This is a genomic window from Streptomyces sp. NPDC002817, assembly GCF_053592055.1.
In genome coordinates this window covers 80,145-105,497 of sequence record NZ_JBSFUY010000018.1, presented here as the reverse complement: position 1 = coordinate 105,497, position 25,353 = coordinate 80,145, and the positions used below count along the sequence as shown (strand labels likewise).

General features: G+C 67.9%; 26 protein-coding genes. 10 read left to right on the top strand and 16 right to left on the bottom strand.

From position 1 onward, the window contains the following. Positions 1 to 89 precede the first annotated feature (89 nt). Together ACWD3I_RS29360 and ACWD3I_RS29355 are read right to left on the bottom strand one after the other, a co-directional pair. Positions 90 to 1,253 (bottom strand): helix-turn-helix domain-containing protein, encoded by a 1,164-nt coding sequence (locus ACWD3I_RS29360; RefSeq protein ID WP_365399789.1) that lies wholly within the window; start codon positions 1,251 to 1,253, stop codon positions 90 to 92. A 6-nt stretch (positions 1,254 to 1,259) separates the two neighbouring features. Then, a complete protein-coding gene (locus tag ACWD3I_RS29355) occupies positions 1,260 to 1,679 on the bottom strand; it encodes an NUDIX hydrolase (RefSeq protein WP_365399786.1) in 420 nt (139 codons plus the stop codon). A 168-nt stretch (positions 1,680 to 1,847) separates the two neighbouring features. On the opposite strand from ACWD3I_RS29355, the gene ACWD3I_RS29350 reads away from it, so the two are divergent. From ACWD3I_RS29350 to ACWD3I_RS29315, 8 genes are all read left to right on the top strand, one after another. Continuing rightward, positions 1,848 to 2,648: a TauD/TfdA family dioxygenase gene (locus tag ACWD3I_RS29350; protein ID WP_365399783.1), complete on the top strand. Its 801-nt coding sequence runs from the start codon at positions 1,848 to 1,850 to the stop codon at positions 2,646 to 2,648. Positions 2,649 to 2,788: 140 nt separating this feature from the next. Then, positions 2,789 to 3,118, top strand: a complete 330-nt coding sequence (locus tag ACWD3I_RS29345; protein ID WP_451084208.1) for an ATP-binding protein — start codon at positions 2,789 to 2,791, stop codon at positions 3,116 to 3,118. After that, the gene (locus ACWD3I_RS29340) at positions 3,118 to 3,516 is read left to right on the top strand and encodes a hypothetical protein (RefSeq protein ID WP_365399778.1); all 399 of its coding nucleotides are present in this window, start codon (positions 3,118 to 3,120) and stop codon (positions 3,514 to 3,516) included. Before ACWD3I_RS29345 ends, ACWD3I_RS29340 begins: the two co-directional genes overlap by 1 nt. A 985-nt stretch (positions 3,517 to 4,501) precedes the next feature. Beyond that, entirely contained in the window at positions 4,502 to 5,422 is a 921-nt protein-coding gene (locus tag ACWD3I_RS29335; RefSeq protein ID WP_365399775.1) for a TauD/TfdA family dioxygenase, read from the top strand. Then, positions 5,419 to 7,605: a B12-binding domain-containing radical SAM protein gene (locus ACWD3I_RS29330; protein ID WP_365399772.1), complete on the top strand. Its 2,187-nt coding sequence runs from the start codon at positions 5,419 to 5,421 to the stop codon at positions 7,603 to 7,605. The genes ACWD3I_RS29335 and ACWD3I_RS29330 overlap by 4 nt, the downstream gene beginning before the upstream one ends. A 53-nt stretch (positions 7,606 to 7,658) precedes the next feature. After that, positions 7,659 to 8,813 carry a UDP-N-acetylglucosamine--N-acetylmuramyl-(pentapeptide) pyrophosphoryl-undecaprenol N-acetylglucosamine transferase gene (locus ACWD3I_RS29325; protein ID WP_365399882.1) on the top strand — a complete coding sequence of 385 codons (1,155 nt, stop codon included), beginning with the start codon at positions 7,659 to 7,661 and terminating at the stop codon, positions 8,811 to 8,813. 786 nt (positions 8,814 to 9,599) lie between these two features. Then, positions 9,600 to 9,824, top strand: coding sequence for a helix-turn-helix domain-containing protein (locus ACWD3I_RS29320; RefSeq protein ID WP_365399879.1), 225 nt, complete (start codon positions 9,600 to 9,602; stop codon positions 9,822 to 9,824). A gap of 261 nt (positions 9,825 to 10,085) precedes the next feature. Continuing rightward, positions 10,086 to 11,144, top strand: coding sequence for a tyrosine-type recombinase/integrase (locus tag ACWD3I_RS29315; protein WP_365399768.1), 1,059 nt, complete (start codon positions 10,086 to 10,088; stop codon positions 11,142 to 11,144). 287 nt (positions 11,145 to 11,431) lie between these two features. On the opposite strand, the gene ACWD3I_RS29310 is transcribed toward ACWD3I_RS29315, so the two are convergent. Genes ACWD3I_RS29310 through ACWD3I_RS29295 form a run of 4 tightly spaced genes read right to left on the bottom strand, consistent with a single transcriptional unit; the run spans position 11,432 to position 14,743 of the window. Next, positions 11,432 to 11,917: a Mov34/MPN/PAD-1 family protein gene (locus tag ACWD3I_RS29310; RefSeq protein WP_365399764.1), complete on the bottom strand. Its 486-nt coding sequence runs from the start codon at positions 11,915 to 11,917 to the stop codon at positions 11,432 to 11,434. Then, positions 11,914 to 13,191 carry a HesA/MoeB/ThiF family protein gene (locus ACWD3I_RS29305; RefSeq protein WP_365399762.1) on the bottom strand — a complete coding sequence of 426 codons (1,278 nt, stop codon included), beginning with the start codon at positions 13,189 to 13,191 and terminating at the stop codon, positions 11,914 to 11,916. Before ACWD3I_RS29305 ends, ACWD3I_RS29310 begins: the two co-directional genes overlap by 4 nt. Continuing rightward, positions 13,185 to 13,772, bottom strand: a complete 588-nt coding sequence (locus tag ACWD3I_RS29300; protein WP_365399759.1) for a hypothetical protein — start codon at positions 13,770 to 13,772, stop codon at positions 13,185 to 13,187. The genes ACWD3I_RS29305 and ACWD3I_RS29300 overlap by 7 nt, the downstream gene beginning before the upstream one ends. Beyond that, positions 13,769 to 14,743, bottom strand: a complete 975-nt coding sequence (locus tag ACWD3I_RS29295; protein ID WP_365399756.1) for an SMODS domain-containing nucleotidyltransferase — start codon at positions 14,741 to 14,743, stop codon at positions 13,769 to 13,771. Before ACWD3I_RS29295 ends, ACWD3I_RS29300 begins: the two co-directional genes overlap by 4 nt. Before the next feature lie 399 nt (positions 14,744 to 15,142). On the opposite strand from ACWD3I_RS29295, the gene ACWD3I_RS29290 reads away from it, so the two are divergent. Next, positions 15,143 to 16,225 carry a hypothetical protein gene (locus tag ACWD3I_RS29290; protein ID WP_365399754.1) on the top strand — a complete coding sequence of 361 codons (1,083 nt, stop codon included), beginning with the start codon at positions 15,143 to 15,145 and terminating at the stop codon, positions 16,223 to 16,225. A gap of 14 nt (positions 16,226 to 16,239) precedes the next feature. Here ACWD3I_RS29290 and ACWD3I_RS29285 read toward each other — a convergent pair whose 3' ends face one another. From ACWD3I_RS29285 to ACWD3I_RS29260, 6 genes are all read right to left on the bottom strand, one after another. After that, on the bottom strand, positions 16,240 to 17,499 hold the full coding sequence (locus ACWD3I_RS29285) for an SAVED domain-containing protein (RefSeq protein WP_365399751.1): 1,260 nt from the start codon (positions 17,497 to 17,499) through the stop codon (positions 16,240 to 16,242). A 613-nt stretch (positions 17,500 to 18,112) separates the two neighbouring features. Then, positions 18,113 to 18,241, bottom strand: a complete 129-nt coding sequence (locus ACWD3I_RS29280; protein ID WP_365399890.1) for a hypothetical protein — start codon at positions 18,239 to 18,241, stop codon at positions 18,113 to 18,115. Positions 18,242 to 18,397: 156 nt separating this feature from the next. Continuing rightward, positions 18,398 to 18,808, bottom strand: coding sequence for a hypothetical protein (locus tag ACWD3I_RS29275; protein WP_365399748.1), 411 nt, complete (start codon positions 18,806 to 18,808; stop codon positions 18,398 to 18,400). Between the two features lie 102 nt (positions 18,809 to 18,910). Beyond that, positions 18,911 to 19,759 carry an SCO2400 family protein gene (locus ACWD3I_RS29270; RefSeq protein ID WP_365399745.1) on the bottom strand — a complete coding sequence of 283 codons (849 nt, stop codon included), beginning with the start codon at positions 19,757 to 19,759 and terminating at the stop codon, positions 18,911 to 18,913. A 164-nt stretch (positions 19,760 to 19,923) separates the two neighbouring features. Further along, the gene (locus ACWD3I_RS29265; protein ID WP_365399742.1) at positions 19,924 to 20,415 is read right to left on the bottom strand and encodes a hypothetical protein; all 492 of its coding nucleotides are present in this window, start codon (positions 20,413 to 20,415) and stop codon (positions 19,924 to 19,926) included. Between the two features lie 130 nt (positions 20,416 to 20,545). Then, on the bottom strand, positions 20,546 to 21,199 hold the full coding sequence (locus ACWD3I_RS29260; protein WP_365399876.1) for a DNA alkylation repair protein: 654 nt from the start codon (positions 21,197 to 21,199) through the stop codon (positions 20,546 to 20,548). 663 nt (positions 21,200 to 21,862) lie between these two features. On the opposite strand from ACWD3I_RS29260, the gene ACWD3I_RS29255 reads away from it, so the two are divergent. Then, complete coding sequence (locus ACWD3I_RS29255; protein WP_365399873.1) at positions 21,863 to 22,771, top strand: helix-turn-helix domain-containing protein; 909 nt, start codon at positions 21,863 to 21,865, stop codon at positions 22,769 to 22,771. Here the strand turns inward: ACWD3I_RS29255 and ACWD3I_RS29250 are convergent. Genes ACWD3I_RS29250 through ACWD3I_RS29235 form a run of 4 tightly spaced genes read right to left on the bottom strand, consistent with a single transcriptional unit; the run spans position 22,744 to position 25,331 of the window. Further along, positions 22,744 to 23,616, bottom strand: coding sequence for a protein-ADP-ribose hydrolase (locus ACWD3I_RS29250; protein ID WP_365399739.1), 873 nt, complete (start codon positions 23,614 to 23,616; stop codon positions 22,744 to 22,746). The genes ACWD3I_RS29255 and ACWD3I_RS29250 overlap by 28 nt on opposite strands. A 12-nt stretch (positions 23,617 to 23,628) precedes the next feature. Further along, positions 23,629 to 24,480, bottom strand: a complete 852-nt coding sequence (locus ACWD3I_RS29245) for an SDR family oxidoreductase (protein WP_365399736.1) — start codon at positions 24,478 to 24,480, stop codon at positions 23,629 to 23,631. 16 nt (positions 24,481 to 24,496) lie between these two features. After that, positions 24,497 to 24,850 carry an SIR2 family NAD-dependent protein deacylase gene (locus tag ACWD3I_RS29240; RefSeq protein ID WP_365399733.1) on the bottom strand — a complete coding sequence of 118 codons (354 nt, stop codon included), beginning with the start codon at positions 24,848 to 24,850 and terminating at the stop codon, positions 24,497 to 24,499. A 10-nt stretch (positions 24,851 to 24,860) separates the two neighbouring features. Continuing rightward, on the bottom strand, positions 24,861 to 25,331 hold the full coding sequence (locus tag ACWD3I_RS29235) for a hypothetical protein (protein WP_365399730.1): 471 nt from the start codon (positions 25,329 to 25,331) through the stop codon (positions 24,861 to 24,863). Positions 25,332 to 25,353: the final 22 nt, after the last annotated feature.

The following is a 25,353-nucleotide window of genomic DNA, read 5'->3' as shown; positions in this document are numbered from 1 at the left end:
GGGCCCAGCGAACACACCTCCGGAGAATGCCGATGACCCCCACCACGGCAGTCCCACCAGTCTGCTCAGCGATAGAGCAGGTCGACGTCTTACGCCGCCATCTCCCGACGCATCTGGTCCAGTGCCTGACCAGCGGTCTCCGCGATATCCGGCAAACGGCCGTCCGCCGCGCGCATGATGCGCTGCAGCTGGTGCGGGAGACGCTGGCGGATCGCCTCGCCGACTGCGGTGCCGAGGGATTGAGCGGCGCCAGTGGGGTCCTTGGCGATAAGCCGCACCTGGGCCACCGTTACGAGTTCGATCACGCGCCATTGCGGTGCGACCGTGGTCGTTGGCACCGGACTGCCTCGCTCGACCAGGCCCACGGCAGCGTCCGTCCGACCGGTGGAGATCAGTCCGCGCAGCCGGATCTCGTGCAGGGCATAGGGGTTGAACAGCGATGTGTGCTCGGTCTCTTCGAGGAGATGGTCCGTCTCCCGCATTGCGCGGTCGAACAGCGGCCGGTTGTGCAGGGCGCCGGCGGCGCGGGCGAGCAGGGGGAGAGCGGCGGCGCGGGCCTCCAGGTCGGGTGCGAGGGCGACGGCGCGCTGCAACCGGTCGACGGCTGCGCCGTGGATGCGGGCTTTGCGCAGCTCGTTGCCGTGCATGCGCAGGACGTAGGAGGTGAAGGCGGGGTCGTCGAAGTAGCGGGCGACGTCGATGCTCTTCGCGGTCCAGCGGGCCGCGGTGCTCAGCCGCTCTTCCGGCAGGACGTTGCCCAGGGCGACGCCGAGGCCGACGCGGGCGCGGGCGAGGAGACGCAAAACGTCCCGTTCCGTATGTCCGTCCTCCACGCGGGCCTCCAACCGGGCCACCAGCGGCCACAGTTCGGCGACGGCTTCAGATGCGTGGCCGGACTGCCGCGCGATCTCGGCCAGGCGGACGGTGGACTCGCCGAACTGCAGCATGGCGCGGTGGTCGGTGTCGGTTGGGTCGGTGACGCCAAGGACGTGTGGGGGAAGCCGCAGACACTCGGCGACGTGTCGGCGGGAGCCGACGTCCTCCAGGTTGCGCTTGCCGAGTTCGAGAAGAGAGACGTACGTCTTGTCGTAGCCGAGCAGTTGGCCGAGTTCGGTCTGGTTCATGCCGTGCACGGTGCGGTGGAAGCGCAGGATGGCGCCGAGGTCGCGCGTGGCGAGGACTGTCTCCGCCTGGGGCGTGGCCCAGTGCCACAGGACGTGCTGCGCCCGGCGTGTCACCTGTCTGCTGGCCACAGCCGGTTACATCCGCTCGTACCAGGTGGCGATGGACTGCTTGTACCCGTCCGGCATGTTCAGGCCGGGCACCTCCGCCGCGGTGAACAGACCGATCTCCTTGTGCTCGTTGCTCACTACGGGCTCCCTGTCCGGGGTGAGCACGGTGCAGCCGTAGGTGACGATCACCACCCGCCGGTCCGGCAGCGTCTCGGGCAGGGGCTGGTAGATCCACACGTCCAGAAGCGGGCCTGCCTTCACCTCCCAGCCGGCCTCCTCCTCGATCTCCCTCTCCACCGTCAACTCCGGTGTGGGGTCGGTCGGTTCGAGGCGGCCGCCGGGCAGTTCCCACTCCTCGCGTTCGTTCTTCAGCAGCAGTACGCGTCGACGGCTGTCCACCGCCACGGCCTTGACGGAGACGGGCCAGGTGGGGGGCTTGTACGCCATCGCTCTCCTCGGATTGCGGGCATGGCCGGGGGTGCTCGGAACGTACCACGCCCCCCACAACAACCGTCCCTAATGAGCGAATTGACCGAGTCGACAGTCTGTCGCTTTACCGCAGGCCCAGTGGCTCCGAACAGTGGGAGCACCCCACCGCAGCGAAGGAGATCCGTGATGCGCGGAGCCGATCAGCCGTACGCCGACGCTTTCGCGTACCACCGCATCGACCTTGCAGCGCCAGGGGCAGAGGCGATGCTCGCGGCACAGTTGCGGGAGGTTGGACTGGTCACGCTCGATGGCCTCACCTCGCGCAACGCCGTGCTCGCCGTCGCCAACCGGATCATGAACCTCGTACCGCATCGTGACAGCGAATCGGACGGCTTGACGACCATCCGCGACACCCGTCGCCACACGCACCGCGCGGGCTTCGCAGGATTCGGCAACGGTGATCTCGACCCGCACACCGAACGGTCCGGCACGCCCGATCCGCCCCGGCTGATGCTTCTCGTGTGCGGGCAGGCCGCGGTGGCAGGCGGGGAGTCCCTGCTCACCGACGGGCAGGCCGTCCACACCGGCCTCTTCACCGGTGGGCGGGAGGCCGGGCCGGCACTGGCACAGCCCCGGACAGCGTTCTTCGGAGCCGGAGACGGCCACGCCACACAGGTGTTCACCGTCCATGCTGATCAGCGCGTATCTGTTCGCCTGCGGCTGGACCGGCTCGCACGCTGGAGCCCGATCGTTCAGCCCTATGTCCCTCAGCTGAGGGCTGCAGCCGTACGCCATCAGATCCCTCTGCCCTTGGCGCTCGGTCAGGGCTATCTGATCGACAACGAACGCTGGCTGCACGGGCGCCGCGCCTTTACCGGCTCTCGTCTGTGCTGGCGTGCCCTTGGGTATCCCCGCTTTCCCATGCCACGAGGGTTCGAGGCTGCCTCGGAGTCGGTCTTTCCGCCCATGCTCTCGGAGGCGGGATGACGACGGAACGAACCATGACGGTTCCCACCGGGGCGTGGGAGGCAGCCGCGGCCGACGGCTCGGCCGGACCACCTTCAGATCGGCCCGCCCGGAATGGGTTCGAGGTGGCCTTCCTCCCGACTGGTGTTCGCGTCGGACAGATGCGACGGATCACATCGGCCCACCTCCGTCTTTGGGGCCTCACGGCGCTGTGCGACACGGCCACGCTCGTCGTCTCGGAACTGGTGACCAATGCCGTGCGGCACGGCCGAGGGAATCCGGTCGGATTCAGGGTGATCAGCTCCGAGGGTGAACTGCGCATCGAGGTCACCGACGGAAACCCGGCTCCGGCCAGGCTGCGCGATGCGGGAGAAGCCGCCGAGAACGGCCGCGGGCTGGTACTCATCGCCGCGCTCGCGAAGGAATGGGGAGTCAGTCCCGACGGCAGGATGACGTGGTGCTCCCTCGCGATCCCCGAAGGGGGATCGTGATGGTCGCAGTGACGGACGACGTCGCCCAGCAGCTGCTGAGTCGGCAAACCTCTGACGACCAGGGGACGTTGGTCACGCTCTTGTACTCCCTGCGCCGCTCGCTGGCCGGCGAGGCGGTCTACGAGCACCTGTACGACGACCTGGAGGCCGTACTCGGGGAGTACGCGGACCTGGACCCGGATGAGGTCACGGTCATCGCGGAGTGGTTCCGAACGGCGGCCACCAACTTCGTGGAGGTCGTTCCGCGCCTCGTGCGGCCGTACCCGGAAGACGAGATGCGGTGCCTGATCTACCTGAGCGCCGAGCACCCCCGCCCCGACGACGCGCTGGGCCACCTCCGACGGTTTGCCCTGGCCATCCTCGCGATTCTCGACCTGATGGGAGATGCCGCCTCATGACGCGCGCTACGTCGAGGGAGGCAGTCGGATGACCATCACGCCTGTCACAGCCAGTCCTCTCGTGCCCTACATCACTGCCCGCCACGGGGAACAAGGCGACTCGCTGTCGAACCTGAGCCTGCGGCCCGGCGGCAAGGGTCTGTTCTACCTGGACGAAGGGCCCGGGGATCGAGATGAGCGAGGTGTGCTCTGGGCACGTTGCTCCCAGTCCCGGTATGGCAACGAGGTCGTCGGACGGCCACGGTGGAGGGATGTGCACCCGTCGCGGCAGCGGGAGTGCATGGAGGCGCTGCGGTGCCAGGTGTGCGTGCAGCAATCCAGCCGCACAGCGCTTGGATACCTGTTCCTGGCCACATATCGCACCGAGATGCCGGCGGACGGCTGGGAGGGGCACCTAACGGCTCAGCCGCCCCTGTGCCTGGAGCATGCGAGGGCCGCGGTCGAGCAGTGCGGACACCTCGTACGGGACGGAGCCGTCGCCCTTAGGGCCAAGGTCCCACGGTTGCACGGAGTGATCGGGACGCTCTACCGCACCGGTCCCGACGGTCGACCTGAGCCCGTCGAACTCGACGGCGAGTCCGCGCGCACTCCGCTGCCGTACAAAGAGCGACGGTTTACGCCGTGGTTCCTGGCTTCGCAGCTTGTGCGCGAGTTGCGCCAGGTCACCGTCGTCGACCTGGATGAAGAGGCTTACCGCGGGCCGGGAGCCAGAGGCCGTCTGGGACCGCTGCGGGCGTAAGGCAGCGATCAGCCACGCAGATCCACACCGCGGCTTTCGCCGTATCCGGCGAAGGCCAGGCCCACCCAGCACGCGAAGACTCCGCCCCTGCGCCCGTAGCTGTGACGAGCGTGCGCCTGGGGCGGCCCAACATCCCAGCGTCGGCAGGGAAGCGGCACCGTCCGCCTCCCACGCATGGTGCACGGCACCTACCGCGCAGGGCCCCATCCGCTCGGCAGAGCCTCGAAGACATTGGAGACAGCCCGTATGACCACGGCACTGACGGGATTCCGCGTCCCTCTTCCTGAAACGCTCGTCGAGCTCCTCGGTAAGCGGGTCATCGACCTGCCCGCCCCCGCGCTCGAAGGAGGCCATCTGCGCGTGGACGCGGCCGAGGCGTACGACGGCGTTCGCGCCGAGTCGCCCGAGGCGCAGGTGGTGGTCCGGCGCTGCCGCGACCTGCTCGACGACCCGGACGGCGACGGGTTCGCCGTTCTGCAGGTGGGCGCCCTCCTCGATCACTATGGACTCGATGACGGGCAGAAGGCCGCGACCGTCATCCTGTCCTGGTTGGGCACGCCGCTGCGGGCCTTCGACCAATGGCCGTTGTGGAAGCCCCTCGGCACGAACCTGGCCATCGATCCGATGCGCGCCACGGGCTCGGGGTACAACCCGCTGCACATCGACGTGGTGAACGCGACCCTGCCGCCGGACTACAGCGCGCTCCTGTGCGTCCGACCCGACCCGCGCGGCGAGGGCTTCAGCATCGTCTCCCAGCTCCGGCGGGCTGTGGCCCGGCTCAGCGACGACGAGCGTGCCCTGTTGGCGGAGCCGGTCTACCGTGACGGCGCGTTCTACGACCTGACCGCCGTCGGCGACGAATACTCGCCCTTCCCCGTCCTCGACAACCTCCCGCCGGCCGAGGGCTTCGTCCGCTTCACCGCGAAAATGCTGCCGGAGATGGACCTCAGAGACCCGCACACCAGCGCCGTGCGTGCCCTGGAGCGGGAGTTGATCGCCGAGCAGCAGCGGTTCCCGCTCGGCTTCGGCGACCTGATCGTCGTCAACCAGCACTACTGCGTGCACGGCCGCGAGAAGCTGGGCGACAACCAGGAGACGGTGCCCGAACAGCGGCGCCGCCTGCTGTGGCAGATGTTCCTCCGGGCCGGGAAGACCACCGTCCGATGACGGCCGTCGACCTGGGGATGCCCCGGCCCGCGCCGGCTGCGGCGGACCGCCGGCTTGAGATGCGGCCGGTGCTGCGCCTGAAGGTGTGGCTGTGCGATCTCACGTACACACAGCAGGCCGTGTCCGCCGAGACGATGCCGCAGGCCGTGGCCGGCCTGGCCACGCACGCCGCCACCGTCATGGAATTCGAGCACGCACCGAGAATCTTCAAGTTCCCCGAGGACCTGGCGACCGCACTCGAAACCGACGGACCACCCGACGTCATCGGGTTCTCGCACTACATCTGGAACGCGCACCTGTCGACCGCGTTCGCCCGCCTGATCAAGAAGCGGTTCCCGCGCACCGTCGTCGTCAGGGGCGGCCCGCACTACCCGCTGCTGCGCGCCGACCAGGTGGCCTTCTGGCACCAGCGGCTCGCGGGAGCCACGGACTTCTACGTCGATGGCGAGGGCGAGATCGCGTTCGCCGACCTCCTGCTGCATCTCAACGGGAAGCCGCCCCAGACGGTGCGGGACACGATCCCCGGCGTGCACTCCATGACGGCAGACCGGCGTGATGTCTTCACTCCGAGCCCGCGCAAGCGCATCAGCGACCTGCACGATGTGCCTTCGCCGTACTGCGCCGGGTTGCTGGACGAGTTCTTCGAGCGCGGAGGCGTGCCGACGATCACGACCACCCGAGGCTGCCCGTTCTCGTGCACGTTCTGCACCGAGGGGCAGTCGTACTTCTCCCGCGTCGCCAAGCGGCCGCCCGAGGAGGTCGCGGCGGAGCTCCACTACATCGGCGTCAAGATGGAACCGCTCGTCGCCGCCGGCCTGGCACGCAATGAACTGCTGATCACCGACAGCAATTTCGGGATGTTCCCCGAGGACAAGCACACCTGCCAGGTCCTGGCCGAGTGCCAGCAGCTCTACGGCTGGCCGCGCGTCGTCAACGTCACCACCGGCAAGAACCAGCGCGAGCGTGTGCTGGAAGCCGTGGCACAGGTGCCGGGCACCATCAGCCTGTCCGGTTCCGTTCAGAGCCTCGACGCGAACGTTCTCGCAGCCGTGGCCCGCAAGAACATCAGCGCCGACAAGATGATGGAGATCGCTCTGAAGTCGGCGGAGGCCGGGGCGCAGTCGTACAGCGAAGTGATCCTGGCACTGCCCGACGACTCCAAGGCCAAGCACTTCGACAGCCTGCACGGGCTGATGGAAGCCCGGTTCGACCGGCTCAACCTGTTCCAGCTCACGCTGCTGCCCAGCTCCGAGATGTACGCCCGCGCGTACCGGGAGCGGTGGGGGCTGAAGACCAAGTGGCGGGTCATCCCGCGCTGCTTCGGCCGCTACGACGTGCTCGGCGAAGAGATCCGCGCCGCCGAGCTGGACGAGGTATGCGTCTCCCTGCCGGACCTGTCGTACGAGGAGTACCGCGAGTGCCGCGTCATGGACCTGCTGGTGTCCGCGCTGTACAACGGCGGCGTCTTCGGCACGATCGTGGCGATGCTCCGGGCACACCATGTGTCCCCGATGACCTGGCTCCAACGCTGCCTGCAGCTGGAGCACAGTCCGGACCTGGTGCGTGTGCTCGCTGGGTTCCTGGAGGAGACCGACAGCCAGCTCTTCGACTCGCGCGAGGAGCTGATGGCGTACGCCACGGCGAACGTGGACCGGTACATCGGCGGGGAGCTGGGCAACAACCTGCTGTACACGTACCGCATGCGGATGATCTCCGAGGCGCTGGACGACCTGGCCGACCTCGCCGTGCGGGCCGCGCTCGACGTGCTGCGCGCGGCCGGAGCAGCGATCGGCGCGAGCAGCCTCGTGGCGCGGGTGGTGTGCGAGGGCGCCACCTACCACCAGCTGAAGCTGTCGGATGTCTTCGTCCCCGACCCGCCCGAAAAGCTGATGCAGCTGGCCGAGTTCGACATCGAGCGGCTGCTGCACGATGACCGCACGGGTGTGAGCGTCGCCGATGTCCGTCGGTACAAGCACGACGAGCCGAGGGAGCGGGAGTTCGCGTTGACCGGCCGCCAGCGCACGACGCTGAAGACGTACGTCAACCAGATGGGAGACACGGTGGCCGGGCTCGGATGGCTCCTCACGAAGGTCCGCCTCGCTGATATCGTCCGGGAGGTTCGCACGCCTGCCGGCTCCGGCGTGGGCCCGGAGCCCTCACGATCGGAAGCCGTCACGCCGTGACCGTCGACGACCTCGCCTCCCGCTTCGCGTCCTTCCGCCGGCCGTTCAGGCTGATGGTGACCGGAGGCGGAACAGGGGGGCACACATACCCCGCCCTCACCGCGATCCGCACCATGGAAACCGTGCTGGCCCAGTACGGCGCCACGCTCGACGTGCTGTGGGTCGGCACCGCCGAGGGGCTTGAGGCCCGCGTCGCGTCCGCCGAGGGAATCGCCTTCAAGACGGTGCCCACGGGCAAGCTACGGCGCTCCAGCAACCCGCTGAAGATGCTGAACGCCGAGAACATGCGGGATTTGGGGCGGGTGCCGAAGGGTGTTGTCGAGGCCCGCGCGATCGCCGCCGAGTACAAGGCCGACGTGATCCTGTCGACCGGCGGCTACGTCGCCGTGCCGGTGGGCCTCGCGGCCCGCGCGACGAAGACCAAGCTCGTCGTGCACGAGCAGACCGTGCGCCTGGGACTCGCGAACCGCATCCTGGCCCGGTCCGCAACGGCCGTCGCCGTCTCCTCCGAATCCACGCTGAAGCTGCTGCCGGACCAGGTGGCCGCCTCGGCGGTCGTCACCGGCAACCCAGTGCGCCCGGCCGTGTTCACGGGGGATGCGAGCAAGGCCGTCGCGGCCCTCGGCATGGCGGGGTACGCCGAGGGCCTGCCCACGGTGTACGTGACAGGCGGTGCGCAGGGCAGCGAGCAGATCAACGGCATGGTGCGCGAGAACCTGCCTTGGCTGCTGTCGGTGGCGAATGTGGTGCACCAGTGCGGTCCGAACTGGGTTGAGAAGTCACGGCAGTTCGCGGATAGCCTTCCCGCCGAGCTGCGCGGTCGGTACTGGGTCGACGGGTTCGTGGGCCCCGAGTTGCCCGACGTCCTCGCCCTCGCGTCCGTTGTCGTCGCACGCAGCGGCGCGGGCACGATCTCGGAGCTGACGGCCCTGGGCAAGCCGTCCGTCCTGGTGCCGCTGGTGCCGTCGGCGGGTGACGAGCAGGAGCACAACGCGCTGCACCTCCAAGATGCCGGAGCCGCTGTGGCACTGGTGCGAGAACGGGCGAATGCCGAGCAACTGCGCCTAGCGCTGGAGCCGGTGCTTCCCTCTGGGGAACGGCGCGACGAGATGACGCAAGCGGCCCGCACCCTGGGCAAGCCCGACGCGGCAATGCGTCTCGTCGAGGTATTGCTGAGTGTCGCGCTCGGTGAGAGCCGGAGGGCGTGACAGGAGGAGCGCAACAGCACACGAAATTAGTCCATGCACTTGAGTCGCCCTGGCGGGTTCTGCCAGGGCGACTGTGTTACGCCATGGTTCTATCGCCCCAACGGCGTCGGCGGTGAGTGCCTCCTCATAGACCACGCATTGGTCTTGATGCGCCTGGCGCAGAGGGGCATGTTGCAGGTAAGTGGGCACGATGCTGCCCACTCGGGAGGCGTGAGCCACGATGCCTTCCCGATGCCATACAAGATCGCTGCGGTCCCGGGGTTCCGCATCGGCTCCCATGACTGGCCCTACGGCTGGGCGAGCGTCTGCCATCTTCTTGCCGCGACTCACGCGGGTTCGCCTGCTGCTGCGGACTTGTTAGCTGTCTGGCCACGTCGCAGCTGAGGCCGTCCATATCACTGAACGAGAAACCTGTCGGCTGGCGCGCCCCTGCAAGGCCGCAGCCATCACAGACTCCGCGATGAAAGGCCCGGGAAAAAATGCCCTGGCTGTGGGCGGGCAGCGCGCAATCGCCCACAGCAGAAGAGAAGTTGGCCAATCAGACTGGATCCTCGTTCGGAGTCATGTCAACCTACAACACCTCGATACGACCATGCGGGAGGGGTGCAATATAGCTGGCGATCCCCGGTTTGCGAAACCGGGGATCGCCAGCACTCTTAGGGAGTTATCGAGGGGCGTTTGATGGTGAGCGCTCCGGCAGCTCCCTGAAATGGAACGTGGCAATGGAGACAGCAATGGAGACATCGAGGCAAAGAGCCCGTCTTGCGGAAGTGCGGCTGGTGGGTCATGTGCGGCTGCCGTGTCGCCGCATGGGTAAGGGGCTCTGAGTTGACCCAGGGAGGGAGCTATCGATTGTTGACTCCTGCGGAGGTTGCCGAGTGGCTCCAGGTGAGCGAGCTGACGATCAAGAACAAGTACAAGGCTTGGGGACTGAAGCCGCAGAAGGTAGGGCGTCTGCTCCGATTCAGAGAGCGTGACGTCATTGCTTACCTGAATTCAAATTACGGGTAACCCCAGCTGAGTAGTCCCAACTGAGAAAGGAGATTTTTGGCTAGGGTCTTCCAGAAGTGCAAGGAGGACAAGGAGAATCGCTACTTTCCGTGTGTTGCTGCTCGGTGCGGCCATCCCTGGACTGTTCGGTATCGCGAGCCTGGTGGTCGGTCAGGACGTCAGCGAGAGAAGACCTTTGCGAAGAAGGGTCTGGCTGACCAGTTCGTTGCCAAGGTCGAACGTGAGAAGGACCTCGGAACTTACATAGCACCATCGGGATTCTTGACCCCTCTGGTGAACGTGTACCGCGAGTTCATCAAGTCGGGCGGCAGGGTCGGTGGAACCCGATACCAATATGAAACTAGCCTCCGGCTACACATCGAACCGTACTTCCAGCGCCAGCCCATCGGGGCAATCAAGCCCAAGGACCTGAACGACTGGCTCCGGTGGATGGTCGAGGAACGGGGCTACGAAGAGTCCACAGCCATCAACCGCTACGAGACGCTCAGTGGGGTCTTCAGTTTCGCCGTCGCCAACGACTACATCACCAAGAACCCGTGCCATCACGTACGGGCCAGCCGCCAGCGGGCCAAGCGTCGGGCGAAGAAGACCATCAAGCTTCCGACGCTCGCCGAGATCGAGGCGATTGCGGCTCATCTGCCGGGCCCGTATCAGCTGCTCGTCTGGCTCATGGCGGGATGCGGCCTGCGGGTCGGCGAGGCGACGGCGGTCACCCTGCAGCAGTTCGACTTCGAGGCCGGCATGCTCTACGTCGATCGTCAGATCACGCAGGACGGCGAGAATGAGGCCCCGAAGACCAAACGGCAGAAGGCCATTACCAAGGGCCGAGGGCGCGCTCACACGATCCGCCACCTCAAGTGGCGTGACTACGACGAAGGCCGTGGAGTGCCGCTTCCGCGAACGATCGAAGCGAAGGTGCGGGAGCACATTCGACGATACGGCACCTTTCGTGTGGAGACGGGCCTGAACCGCATGGAAGGTGACTACCTGTTCGCCAACGTCGGTCGTACCAACATCCTTATGTACTCGCTTGTGGACCGGCTGTGGCGAAACGCCCGGGCGGCCGCCGGGATTACGAGAAAGATCACGACACATTGGCTGCGTCACTTCTTCGCGTCGGCGGGACTTGCTCGAGGCGTGCCCGTGACGGACATGGCTGAATGGCTCGGGCATCGGGATCCGAAGGTCACGCTTCAGACGTATGCGCACGTCATGCCCGATGCGCCGGATCGACTGCGATCTGTCATGGACGCAGTCTTCAACTTGGAGACCGAGCTGAGCCTGCCGCTTGAGTTCGAAGCGATCGTCGAAGCTGCATAGCCACTCCGAGCGACAGCAGCGCAGTGCCCCGTTGGACACTTCCAACGGGGCAGATGTGGCGGGAAGGCCCCTTGGGGTCGTGCTTCCGCGTCGTCCCTTTCGGATCACCCGCCACGTCGGCGGGAAGGATGTCTTCGCCGTCTGGGGCCCAATGCTCGGAACCGGATCCCCTCGCGGATGCGTGTGGGGATCCGAGCAGTGAGACCGTACGTCAGCCGCAGGTGCTGCTCTTCCCACCGACGCGGGGGTGATCTGCGGGAGCCGGGCGTTCCTCAGCGATGCTCCTGCTAGACAGGGTTCGGTGGAGGACTGGGGAACGTTAGTCCCACTGGCGTGATCCGGTCGTGTCGGCAGGCCCAGGCTGCACCGGTCCAGCGACGTTGGGAGAGTGAGAAGATCACGGAGATGAAGCTGTGGAAACCCAGTTCTGGATCGTCAACGAGCTGTTGGTAGGTGCCAACGTCGCGGGTGCTGGGGATCGGTCTGCTGGTGGGGTGCGTGTGCCACTCTCCGACCCAGAGGCTGCCGTCGGTCGCGAACGCCTCCTCAGCGAGCGTCTGGGCGTGGGCGAGATCGCGCAAGAAGAAGCTGGGGGTGCGCACAGCCGAGGGGCCGGGGGTTCCGGCATGGTGGATGGTGACGGTGCTTTCGATGTGATGCCCCAACAGGATGCCACCAGTCTCGAAGGCGTGATCGGCCGTGCGCAGTTCACCGGTGATGATGTGCACGGCTGGTGTGGTGAAGCAAACCGTGGTGACCGGCTGTTGGGTCATGGAGCTTCGCAGGTGGGGCAGCCGCTGCGGGGTGGGGTGCTGGGGAGCCAGCGTAGTTCGGCAGTGCGGTTGAGGTCGAAGGGCGGGGCCCAATCGGGTTGACGGCGCAGGCTGAGCAGGGCGTGCTCGCCGGGCAGGCGTTGGTCGGGGTGTCCGGCGCGTTCGAGGAGGGTCGCGACAGCGGTCTTGGCCGTGAGCTGAGCCACTAGATGGAGGTCTGAGCCGACGGCGGTCATCGGCCGGTGGGGCGTGCCGGTACCGTACCCGGCGTCCAGGGCGGGCTCGGGGTCAAGGCCGCCAGCTTGGGCGAGGTTGTGGCGTCTGCAGGTTAGGCAGCCGTGTTGGGGCCAGGGGCGAAGTCTGAGGATCTCGCCGAGGGCGCCGTTTTCCAGGACGCAGGCGAGAACGGCGGTGCGGCCGGCGCGGCGGGCCAGGTGGCCGGTGACGCGGCGCGGAGCCACGCCGTCTGCTGTGCAGACGACGAGGTCGGTGTCCGTGAGGAGGGCTCGGATCTGGTCGGCGTGCTCGATGACGTCCAAGGCCTGGGCATTGACTCTTGTGTCGGGGCGAAGAGCGATGAGTTCCTCGGCGAGGGCGGTGACTTTGTGACGGCCGACGTGTTTGCGGGCGCTGGTGTGCCGGACAAGGTTGTGCCAGTCGAGGCGGTCCGGGTCGATGAGGGTGAGAAGACCGATGCCGTAGCTGGCAAGGGCGTGTGCAGTGGCCGAGCCGATACTTCCCGCTCCGATCAGCATGATCCGCTTGCTCTGCAGCTCATGTACGGGCCAGTGATCGTTGAGTTGGCGGATACCGGTGATGTCGGGCTCGACGGACACAGCGACGGGCTGCGCACCGGTAGGCATGACATGCCAGGCTAGGAGGTCCGGCAGGTCGTGCTCGGGGTAGGTATTTTTCAGTCCTGGGGCGTAGGTGATTGCCCAGTAGCCCGGTGCTCCCGGTGTTTTGAAGCCGTTGGGCACGGCGGCCCTGAATGCGTCGAGTTTGAGCGAGGTACCGCGTCGGGCACTGAGGGCTAGCCACATGAGGTGCAGATCGGTGTTGGCGTGCAGCCACCAGCCGGTCGAGACGGCCGGGTGGCTGCCCAGCAGACGGTGTTTGGGGGACGGTTCCACCGGAAGGATTGCTTGGTCCTGCTCGGAAAGGCCCCGGACAACAGCGAACTGTTCCGGTTGGTTGATACGTAGCGACAGCCGCCCCGAGGTTCCCAAGGAACGTATTGCGGCTGCGGCCTGCTGCGGGATGAGGATCAGCACGCTGGGCCGTCCTGTCCGGCCGTGGGCTGGCCGCTGTGCGAGGGGTTGTCGGATGGGTCCGGGGGCTGGGTGAGGAGGTGGTCGAAGCGGTCGTCGTCGACGATGCCGTTGTCGCTCATCCGCTCGATCACGTTGTGTTTCATGAGGGCGTACTCGACTCGCCAGCCTGCTGCTTTGAGTAAGAGGTCAATGATTGAGTCGCGGCCTGTCCAGAGGGCGGCCTCCCGAAGGAGGCACAGGGTGGCGTCGCCGTTGACGTGCCAGCGGGTCTGGGTCCATTCGATTGGTTCGGGCAGTGGGTCCAGGGGGACGAGCCGGGGCGCCACCATGGGGTAGGCGTGGCTGTACTGCACACGCAGCAGGAGGCCTTCGTCGCCGATCCAACTGGTGAGGTGTGCGGGCTCAGGCCGGTCGAAGGGCCAGCGAGGCAGCTTCCCGTCCCACCTGCCAGCTCCTTCATCATTCCATTCGAGGTCCGGGAACCGGGCGGTGATTTCCTCGCGGTCGCGGTGCAGCCGGCGTGGTTCGCACGCCCACCAAGAGACGGGCGTGGGGTCGGTGGTGGTGTGTGCGGTCGTCATCCCTGCGGTGCATCCTTGATGGGGCGCGGAGTGATGAGCGCAGGTGCGGTGATCAGGGTGGTGGCCTTGGCCGGGGCGGCCGGAGCCGGGAAGCCCTCACCGAAGATCTCCTGCCACAGCCGTAGTGCACGGTCGGTGTCGCCCTCGGCCGCCGCCGCGCACGCCCGCTCGGCAATGTCCGCAGCCTCTGCGAACGCCGCGGACAGGCCCGCGCGGTCCAGATCCGGTTGAACCTCACCGCACAGGTTTGCCGGGTCCCACACGCCTTCGTTGACACGGTCCGCGGCGGCCGTGAAGAACGTCTTCAGCCCCTCGGACCGGTTGCCGGACCTGGGCATGCAGTTCAGGGCAAGGACCTCCATGACGAGGGACTTGATGCGGCCCTCGACCTGCACGGTGTGACGCCACTGCTTAAGCACCCTCACCAGTGGCCGGAAGTGTGACCAGGCACGTTGGTGGTCTGCCACCTTCTCGATGAGGTACTCAGGGTCAGCTGGCATCCACCGGGTGCTTAGCTTCTCGGGGATGAGGAGCGAGCCGTCCGCTTGCCGCAGCGCGGCCATGACGTCCACGGTGAAGGCTTCCGGGTCGTCCGGGTCGTCGAGGAAGCACTTGACGGCATGGTTGCGCAGCAGGGTGTGCCGGACCACGGTGTCGTAAGTGCCGTTGGTCTGACTCAGGAGCCGGTTGACCTGGCCGCGAATGTGCTCGAGGGCAGCCTCCGCACTCGGCCCTTCGTCTCCCCACTCGGGGTGCTCGTCCGGGTCGTAGATGGCAATGATGTCTACGTCATGGATCGGCTTTAGCTGCGTGCTACGGCTCAGCGAGCCCGAGCCGAACACCTTCAGGACATCAGGCTCGCTACCCAGAGCACCTTTGAACAGATCCCGGCGCTCTCGGGCGAGTCTGGTCTTCTCGATGTCCTCGTTCACGGAATTCTGGAGCGCGTCGAATGCGTCGTCGATCCCCATACGGTGTGCCTCCTCGGGCGCGTCGTTCAGCCCGGGTGCACGTCGCGGGCGCAGCCTCCCAGGTAGGGTGTGGCGACCGCGAACAGGCATCGATGGCTGCTCACGCACCACGGTACGACCCACCACTGACAACGCCCCGCCCGCCGAGCAATAGTTGATCACCGAGGCGGCCCCGAGGACGTCGGTTCCACGATCGCGGGAGGTGGAAGCGGCACCAGCCGGGGTTACTCGGCAGGGACAGGGCACAGTCCCTGCGTCGGTCTGGAACGCTCACGCCTCTTGGCGGAGGATCGCAGGAGGACCCTTCAGCCAAGGCGTCCAGGCCGAGGAGCGGGAGTTTGCGTGAGGTGGCTCGGGCAGTTGCGGAGGCTAGTGCTCTCCCGCGCAGGTGGTGGCACTGTGCTGATGGCGGCCTGCACGGCCATCGCGCTCGGCGTCGTGCCGAACATCCTGGAGCAGTGGACCAGTCGGCAGTGGGTGTTTGGCGTGGTCTTCGCCAGCGCACTCCTCCTGGTGCTGGTGGGGTGGGTGTTGCAGCGCCCGCGAGGGCTCGGAGTGGTGGTCAGTCTGTACCCGGCAGCCCGCACGCAGGCCTCACGGGTTGCATCCCTCAAGAATGCTGCACGCAGGGCGCACAGCTCCACGCTGGTCGTCGATCGCGCGGTCCTGTGGCCTGGTGATCGCTTCGCACAGGGCGGTTCAGACATTGTCGACTTCGTCGCCCGACTCATCGATGCGCAGGTTGAGGAGCTGCGAGCAGGGGGCGGGACGGAGCCCGAGGTCGCCCTGTACATACTGGCTCACCTGCAGGATGGGTTCCTTCTAGGCCGTCGCCTGGCTGACGATGCCCAGTTGTCGCTGGCCGTGGTGCACCTGTCGCAGCAGGCCGGACGTTCGGTAGTCCCGGGAGTCGATGTCGGCAGCTCGTTGCGTTCCGCGCTGAGCCCTCAGCAGCGCAGCCAGGTGAGCCGACACATGGCGGCTCCCGCCGCCGACTATCCACAGCTCGTGGAGATACCCGCCACAACAGGACAGCAGAGTCACCGGATCGCGTTAATCGTGCGTCTGGCTTCCGCCAGCTCCATGGTCGATGACGCCCGCTACGTGGCAACAACCGGGCAGGTCTCATACGGGCCAGGACACCACACCGGCTACCACCTTCCGCCCCCGAGCCCGGCTCAAATGGACGGACCGTGCGGCGCCTACCTTGTCATCGACACCGGCAACGCCTACCTGCCCGACGATTCCACCCTCTACGCAGCGGTGAGCACCTACGTCTGGGAATGCTGGCAGACAGTGCGGCAGCAGTGGGCACAGCACCTCGCGGGCACCACCCCGGTGGAGGGGTTGCTGTTCTTCCATGGCCCGTTATCGATCGCCGTCGCACTGGGCTGGCTGACAGCCCGCGACCGACTCACTCTGGTGCACCACGACCTGGGCCTGGCGCAGGGCGCGACACCGCCTCCGGCAGCGGCACCGTAGGGGCTTGCCAAGACTCATGCGTCGATGACGAACGCCTTCTCGTACAGCTGCTGTGTGTTGACGTCCTCGTACACGGTGGTGGGGCGCAGCCGGTTCCATCGGTGGCCCAACAGCAGGGACAGGCCCATGGGGCCGGCCTGGAAGAGATGGATAGCTGGATGTGGGCGGCAGGCACGGCGCAGCAGGTCCCGGATCCCCACTGTCAGCGCGTTGGCGGTCGAGGCATCTGGGATGGAGTTGTCTTGGGCCCCGCCGGGCGGACGCAATACCAGCAGCCGGGAGACTGGTACCTGGTGTTCGTTCAGGAAGTCCAGCACGTCTTGCGTCGGGTCGGTGGCGACTGCGATGGCTACGGCGAGATCCGGCCCCAGTTCGAGGGTGTGCTCGTCGACGGCCGGTGCCGTCGGCGTTCTGTAGACCTCGGCGGACGACCATAGCTGTCCGCGCTGGACCACAGCCAGGTCGGAGCCGGTCACCATGCGAAAGGCCGCGCCGACCGTGAACGCGGGAGCCAGTCGCAGACTGCCGGTGACGGCAACCGCGGTGGTGCCTGGCGGCATGCGAAACGGTGCGGCTTCGATGTCTGTCTGCAGTTGTGCCCAGGTTGCCGGGGCGAGCGGGCGCCGCTTCGCATAAGGTGAGGCGCCCTCGAAGCGGTCCACCCAATTCACCGCGTAGTCGGCGTCTTCTGCCATTGGATCTGGCTTGAGGGTGGCGATAGACAGCACTGCACGGGATGAGCCGGTCGCAAGGTGCAGAGTCCGGATTGCCTCTTTGATGTCAGCGAGAGACAACTGCCGTTTCCCGGCGGCGACTTGGCGGGCCACCCAGTCCGTGCCGGCGTGCATGGCTTCATCGTCGAATCGAAGTCCTGCGGCGAACATCAGCATCTGCAGGTGCTCATGGAGATGCGTTACGTCCCGTGCCAGGTCGAAGCGCAGCACCTTCAAGAGGTCCAGCAGCTTCCCCTCACTCAACCCGGCGGCTTCGGCCCAACGCCTGCGTGCCTGCCCCTTCTTCGATCTGACGCCTTGCCGAGCCACCTTTGGCACGAGCAGCTGGGTACGGGAATCCCGCAGCGAGAGCAACGGATCCTCAGCGTCCGGGGACCGGTTGCTCAGCAGCACAAGGTCGACCGGAGTGCCGTCCTCGGTGAGCTGCTGCCAAGCCTGCGCGAGCTTCCGCAGGATCGACGGGCCGCCCTGGTCACTGAGCTTGAGTAGGTAGTCCTCGTTGACCGGAGTGGAACTGTCCGCGGCGTACTTGACCTGCATGTACGTGCAAGGTGTGTCTTGTCTGCACAAAACGACGTCATCCACGTTCCCCACGCCGTCGGCCTCTACGCCGACCGCAACCACAGGGTTCGGGACACGCAGCTCGGCATCCCGTACTGCCGTGACGCAGCCTTGCCATGCAACCAGCCACTGATACCGATCACCAGCGATACGAACACCCGTCGAGCTCGGGGCAGGTAGGTCAGGCACCGAACACGATCTCCCACTCGAGATAGCCACCACACCGCAACCAACAGCACGATTAGTAGACCATCACCCGGGGCCGTCTGCCCGTACGCGCCGTGCCGGGAGATCATCGCGCGCGCCGAGACACAGCTGTGCAGTCGCTCTTGGTCAGGCCCGATACCGCGACCACCCGGGGAGAGAAGACCGAGAATCCGCTGAATGAGCCACCAAGGTAACTACACCGGCCTCTGTGGATGCCGGGCGCGGCGGCTGTACAGGCGACCACCGCCTTGCGAACACTGTGCGTAATCAATGGCAAAGGCTGATGGGCGCCTTATGCGGTGCGTTCCGCAACGCCTGGTGGTGGCCTACCGGCACGGGGAGATCCCGGTGCTGATTCGGTGCTGACTCGAATGCCCGTTCTTAGCTAAAACCGCAGGTCGTAGCTCTGTTCGAGTGGGTGGTCGTACCACTCGATGGTCGTGCCGATGAGGCTGGCGGCGACGATGCGCTTCAGGTTGTTCGGCGACGGTGGAGCGGGTGCTGCGGAGGCCATGTGCGCCACTTCCTCGTGTGCGGTGGGGACGGGTACGTGCGGAACACCGTAGGAATCCGCACGTCAGGCGCACATGTGGTGGGACAACATACTTCGGGGCCGGAGTGTAAGCGTGGCCTCCACGTCCAGGTGTGTGGATGCCGGCACCCGAGGCGGCTACAGGAGCGGGAACGTCAGTACCAGGAGGATGAGGAGAGTCAGTGTCCCCGCCCAGATCGCGGTGAACCGGTCCGGCCTGATCCCGTCGGCCATCTCCCGCTCCTTCGCGTCGTAGGAGGCCGCCACCCGGCCCGCGATCGGGTACAGGGCCACGGGAAGCACGAGCAGGACCGCACTCGTGCGAAGGAGTGCGGCCGGCACGTCGTCTGTCTGGAGCGCGAGGTCGGCGACCTGTAGCAGGGGTATCACGGTCGCCACGTGATACGCCGGTCCCAGCCGCTGCGGCACCTGGCCGTAGCGCCGCGCCTTCTGCACCTTGCGTACGAACGCGCGTACGCCGACCAGGCACAGCCCCGCGGACGCCGCGTAGATGTACCAGCAGCCCGATGCGGAGATCGAGAACAGCATCCCGCCCCACCCTGTCGATCGCTCTGCCTCATTCTGCGCGGGACAGAGTGAACCGACCGGAACCGTGGGGCAGTTGGCAGGTTGACGCGAGGTGAACGGGGGTCAGCTGATGCAGACCAGCCCGAGCAGGCAGAGCCCCGAGGGCGAGGACGACGACGAGGACTCGGACGGTGCGGGAGTCGCCGCCGTTGTGTCCGTGCTCGACGTGTCGGTGTTGTCGGTCGCGGAGGGAGTGGGCGAGGCCGACGTCTGCGCGGCCGAGTCCGTGGTGTCGGACACCGTGGAGGCGGCCTGTGACCCGGCGGCGGACACCGCTGTGTTCAGCGAATCCGTGACGCTGTCCCGCTGGACCGCCTCGGTCGTGGGCGTGGCCTGGGGCGTGGTGGCCGTCTGCTCGTGGGGTGCGTTCGCCGTGGACGAGCGGTTCGTGGACGTGGCGCCCTTGGACCGGTTCGGGTCGGCCGGCGTCGCCGCGGCCGGAACCGGCACCGCGGCCTGCTCCTCGGCGATGCCCATGGCTTCCCTGTCCGGTGCGGAGGCCGCCTGCGTGCGGTCGGTGGACTGGCGGTTCATCGAGGTGATGGTCAGACCGCCGCCGACCAGGGCGACCGCGGTGGCCACCAGGGCCCTGCGCTGGGTCTTCTTCCAGCGTTCCCGCTGGCGCCGCCGTGCCGCCCGGCCCGTCGGCGCGGGGGACGGGGCGTCCGGGCTGTCGTACGGCTGCTCCCGCGGTGCCTCGCCGCCTTCCTCGGCAACGGAACCCTGCTCGTGCCACAGGTGGCTCGGGGATTGCCACGTTGCCGCGACCGGGTCGGGGGCCGGTGCGGTCGTCCCGACGGCGAGGGGTGCGATGTCCGGGGCGTAGGCGCCGCACCCGGGGCACACGAGGGCGCCGTTGAGATGCCGACGGCATGTGGAGCAGTAGTCCATCTGCGGTCTTCCTGTGTTCACTTTTCGCACGGGGGAGCGAGTCGCGAGCAAAGGTAGCGATGCTTTCGAAGGGGTGTGTGCAGCCTGTGTGACATCCCTGCGCAGATGTGCCCAGGGCGTGACCGCACAACGACACATCCGGGCCTTGTTTCCGTTGGTTGCGGGGTGTTTGGCCTGCTTCCGGGTCAAGCGGCGTTCTTGTACATCACGCTGAGGTAGTGACGGTCCTGGTGCGGCACGTGGTTGTCCCGGCCCGGGACGGTGAAGACCGCGAAGACGTCGGCGGGCCGGGTGAGGATGCTCGACTGCCGGTCGAAGGTGAGGCGTTCGTTGACGTGGTGCTCACAGCCTGCGGTGTCCAGGGCCGTGACCAGTTCCTCGCGGAGCACACCGGCCTCGAACGACTGCGATTCGGGCAGAACGAGAGAGGGAAGGTCGGCGGCCGAGCCGGGTGAGAGTCTGATCGTGATACCGCTGACCGCGTGCCGGGTGACTTCGAGCTGCAGCCCGTTCCAGGAGTACGGGTAGCCGTCGGTGTCGGGCCCCAGCAGGCGGATGGCGGGGTGCGGCTGCCCAGGACCGAGGAGGTCCTCGGCCTCGCTCAAAGCCATCCCGCAGCGCAGCGGTCCGATCCGGCCGGTGCGGGCGAAGTCGACGAGGACGTCCATCAAGGTCACGGCAGCGACTGTGGCACGGCCCCGGGCGGGTTGGCACACCGATTTCAGGGCAGCGGGGCGGACGTTCGTCGAAGCTGGACGGGATGCGGCGTCTTGCTGCCCGAAGGCGACCGCGTTCGCTCGGGCCGCTTCAAGCCCCCGGCTCGGCCTGCCGGCGGCGCACCATCTCGGCGATCCAGACGGGGGCGAACGGGGATGTGCAGCCGGGGGAGGTCGGGTAGTCCTTGAGGACCTGTAGGTGTTCGCCGATGGCGATGGCACGGGTGCGGTGGGCGGGGTGGTCGATGCCGATCCGGGCGAGGCAGTGGTTCATTGCCCATTGCAGGCGGTCCGGGGCGTCCTTCATGTCTGCTTCGATGACGTCGAGCAAGCCCGTGAGATCGAGGCCTTCGGGCTTCTTCGTGACGCGTTCGGTGGTCAGTGCCCAGCCGGCGCTCGCGACGACGGGATCCGGATCGGTGAACCAGGCCAGGCGCAGCTCTTCGGAGTGCGGGCTCTTCTTCACCACGTAGTTCACGAGCCAGTCGTGCACCTTGGGTGTGCGTGCCGTGCGCAGCATGGCGTCCAGCTCGTCACGTTCGAACGCCTTGGGGCGGCAGATCAGGGTCGCCAGCAGCTTCGCCGCGGTGTCGTCGGTCTCCCAGAGCCGGCGCGCGAGTTCCTGCTGTGTCCTGAGCCGCTTCGCGAGCGCGCGCAGCTTGCCGAGGTTCACGCCGTGATCGTCACCGTGTCTCTCGTTGATCTCGCGTGCCTTCGGGTCCTCGAGCCCGGCCAGCTCGGCCATCACCTCGGCCACCGTCGTCCCGGTCACCTCAGCCTCCTGCTTCCTGGCCGCCTGGGCCTCCCGTCCGTCACGAGCGGGATTCAGCCTACGAGGGAAGTCATCGGTCGGCGGCCGCCGTCGCGTCGGATGTCGGAGCCCGCAGATCGGCGAGTACCTGTGCGTCCGTTCCCTCCAGGGCGGACCGTGCGCTGTGCCATCGGCGCAGGGCCGTGCGTTCGTCGCCGAGTGCGCTGAGGACGTGACCGAGCTCGTGCTCGGCGAGGCCCCGCCCAGACGGCTTTCGCGCTCCGCGTTCCAGTGCGCTCCGCCGGCCGCCATGACCTGGAGTGCCTCTTCGAAGCTCCGCAGGGCCCGGCCGGGCTCAGACTGCTGAGGCCGGCCCAGCTTGCGCAGATGACGACCACGGTCTCGACCGAGGGGAACCTGGCACGCCAGCGCTACGGCCTGGGGTTCATCGAGTACGAGACGACCTGCGGGATCAAGGTCTGGGGCCACTCCGGCGGTATCCACGGCTCCTCGACCCAGGCCTTCGGTACCAAGGACGGCCGGCACATGATCACGCTGAACTCCAACGGCGACTGGGTGGGTGGTGGCAAGAACGTGGTCTCGGCCGAGTTCTGCCGACCGGGCCCGGGGGCGCCCGCACTCGTACACTCGGAGCCGATGATGGTCAAAAGCCGACACGGGATTCCCGAGGTCCCCTTCGCCGCCCCGGCCGGCACTCCTGCCGGGGTCGAGGTCATGTCGTTGGCCGAACTGCGAAGGCGGGCACCCGGGGACGTCCTGGCCCGGCCGCAGCGCCCCGACTTCCACCACCTGGTGACCCTCACCTCGGGCGAGCTCCACCACACCGTGGACTTCACCGGGCATACCCTCCGGCCGGGCTCCTGGCTGTGGGTGCGCCCGGGGCAGGTGCAGCAGTGGGGTGACCTCACCACGGCCGAGGGCACGATGGTCCTGTTCCGGCAGGACGTCCTGGACGCCGCCACGGCGACGGCCGCCCGCCTCGACGACCCGCACGCGCCGGTCCTCAGCACCCCCGTCGCCGAGGACGCCGAGGCCCTCGACCTGGCAGCGGAGCACCTGCGCCGCGAGTTCGACGCGCTCGGCCACCTGCCCCTCGAGGTGCACATGGCGGCCCTGCGACACCTCCTGGCCGTCCTCGTGCTGCGGCTGGCCCATCTCACCGTCCCGGAAGGCACCCCCGCGCCTGCTCCCGACGAGACGTACATCCGCTTCCGCGACGCGGTCGAGCGGAACTTCACCCGCACCCGGCGGGTGGAGGACTACGCCGACCTGCTCGGGTACTCCGCCCGCACCCTCGCCCGGGCCACCCTCAACACCGCCGGAGTCAGCGCCAAGGAGTTCGTCGACCGCCGGGTCGTGCTCGAGGCCAAGCGGCAGTTGGCACACAGCGACCGCACCGCTGCCCAGATCTCGGACCGGCTCGGCTTCGCCAACGCCTCGCAGTTCAACAAGTACTTCACGCACCGGGTCGGAGAGTCACCGATCGACTTCCGCGACACGGTGCGGGGGCGCGCCCGTCAGCAGGCGCCCAGCGCGCGCCGGTAGGCCGTCTCGTCGTCCGCGCCGAAGACGGTGAGCACGATCCGGTCGAACCGTCCGGGGTGGGCGCCCAGCCAGTCGGTGACGGTGCGCAGGGCGACGGGGGCGGCCTCGTCCCTGGGGTAGCCGAAGACGCCGGTGCTCACCGCGCAGAGGGCGACGGTCCGGACGGTCTCCACCTCGGCGGCGAGGTCCAGACAGGAACGGTACGAGGAGGCCAGTGCCTCCGCGTCACCCGGGCTCGGCCGACCGTCGATCACCGGACCGACGGTGTGCAGGACGTACCGGGCCGGCAGGTGATAGCCCCGGGTGATCTTCGCGGTCCCGGTCGGCTCGGGGGAGCCCTGCAACGTCATGACGGTGGCGCAGTCGTCCCGGAGGCGGGGCCCGGCGGCGTTGTGGATGGCGTTGTCGATGCACGCGTGGAGGGGTTGGAAGCAGCCGAGCAGGGCGCTATTGGCGGCGTTGACGATCGCGTCCACCGCGAGGGTGGTGATGTCGCCCCGCCACAGTGCGACCGGGGACTCCGGTGCGATGGTGGGCAGTTGAGGTGCCGGCACGGTCGGTCGCAGGGCGCGCTCCGCGCCGAGCACCGCGTCCACCGCCTCCGCCGCACCGCCGGGCAGCGGGCCGGGAGCGCGGACGGTCAGCAGCGCGCGCAGCACCCTGCGAGCCGTCGTCGTGTCCACGTCCCCGAGATCCCGCAGCCCGAGCCGTACCGCGGCCGGATCGGTGGCGAGCAGCCCGAGCGCCGAGCGCACCTGCTCGGCCGGCCGGTCGGCGGGCGCCGCCGCTGGCCGGAAGGGTTGGTCCAGCGCGATCGCGGCACGGTAGGCGGCCAGAGGCAGCATCGGGATTCCTTGTCAGCGGGTCGGCATACCGCGCACGACGTCGGCGACGCTCGTGGCGGGACGTCCGGTGAGACGGGGAACGGCATCGCTGACACCGTCGAGCTGTCCGGCAGCGATGGCCGTGTACGTGGACACCCAGGCGTCGAGCTCCCACTGCGGGGCGCCGTAGGAGGCCCGGGAGGCGTACGCCTCCTCGACCGTCTCCGGGTGATAGGTGACCGTACGGCCCTGCACCTCGGACAGCACGGCCGCGGCCTCGGCCAGCGACAGGGACTCCGGTCCGGTCAGGTCGTAGACCGCACCGCCGTGCTCGGCCGGCCGGTTCAGGATCGCGGTGGCCGCGTCGGCGATGTCGTCCTGGGAGACGAACGCGGCCCGCCCCTGCCCGGCCGGGCCTCGGATGACACCGTCCGCACCGGTCAGATCGGGCACGAAGTCGGCGTAGATGTTGTCGCGCAGGAACGTGTACGCCAGCCCGGTGGCGCGGATGTGCTCCTCGGTGTGGAAGTGGTCGCGGGCCAGGGTGAACACGGCGTCGGGTGCCGCGCCGAAGAAGGAGACGTACACCAGGTGCCGTACGCCGGCCTCGACGGCGGCGTCCACGAAGGCCCGGTGCTGGGCGAGCCGGTCGGCGCTCTCGGAGGCGGACACCATGAGCACCGTCTCCGCGCCGGTCAGGCCGCGTACGACGGCCTCGTGGTCGTCGTAGCTCGCGCGGACGGGTGTCGCGCCGGGCAGCCGCGGCGCCCGCTCGGGGCTGCGCACCAGCAGCCGCTGCGGCACGTCCCGCTCGGCCAGGCGGCGGGCGACGCGCCCGCCGAGGCGGCCCGTGGCTCCGGTGACCACCACTGTCGACTCGGGCATGATCCAGATCACTTCCTTACACGGTCAGTGCGTTCAGGAGCCGGTCCGCCCCGAACGGCACGGACAGCGCACGGGCTCCTAGGTCGGCGGGGACGTCCGGGTGGACGGGGTTGACCCGTACCAGACGCGCCCCGGGGGTGTGGCGTACGAGATTCTCCATCGGCCACCGGATCACGCCCGGGGTATTGAATCCGGCGCCGAATTCCAGGACGAGCAGGCGGACATCGCCGGGCGCGTCGCCGAGCCACCCCGACAGCCGCTCTCCGGCCGCCATGTAGGCGCCGTCGGCGAACTCGGGGCCCGTGCGCACATTGGGGAAGACCTCGGCGCCGCAGTTCGGGCAGACGGGCAGGGCGGCCGGGTCGGTCACCCGTCCCGTGTCACGGTCGTACGCGGCGAGGATCCGGTCGAGAAACGGGCGGGAGTCCCACGTCTCCTGTGTGCACGGCACGGTGCACTGGAGCCGGCCGTAGTCGGCCCTGGGGCGTGAAGATCCGGTCCGCCTCGAAGCCGTTGCGGGCGAAGAGGGCGTCGACGTTGGACGTCATCACCCAGTGGTCGCGGTCCCCGACCAGCGAACGCAGCTCCCGGTAGAGGGGGTTGGGCTCGGTCCCGAAGCGGATGTCGTCGATGTGGACGGCCCAGTAGCCCCACATCATGTCGGCCGGCAGCGGCACGCCCAGCAGATAGCGGGAGCGCAGCCCGAGCCGGTACAGCGCCGGGAGGAGCTGCCGGAACCGCTCGGCGTCGCCGTAGTCGTATCCGGCCGCAGCGCTCAGCCCGGCGCCGGCCGTGACCAGTACGCGGTCGGCTTCGTCGAGCCAGGTACGGAGCGTGTCCGTCTCCCGCATGGCCTCCTCCTCCGGCTGGGTG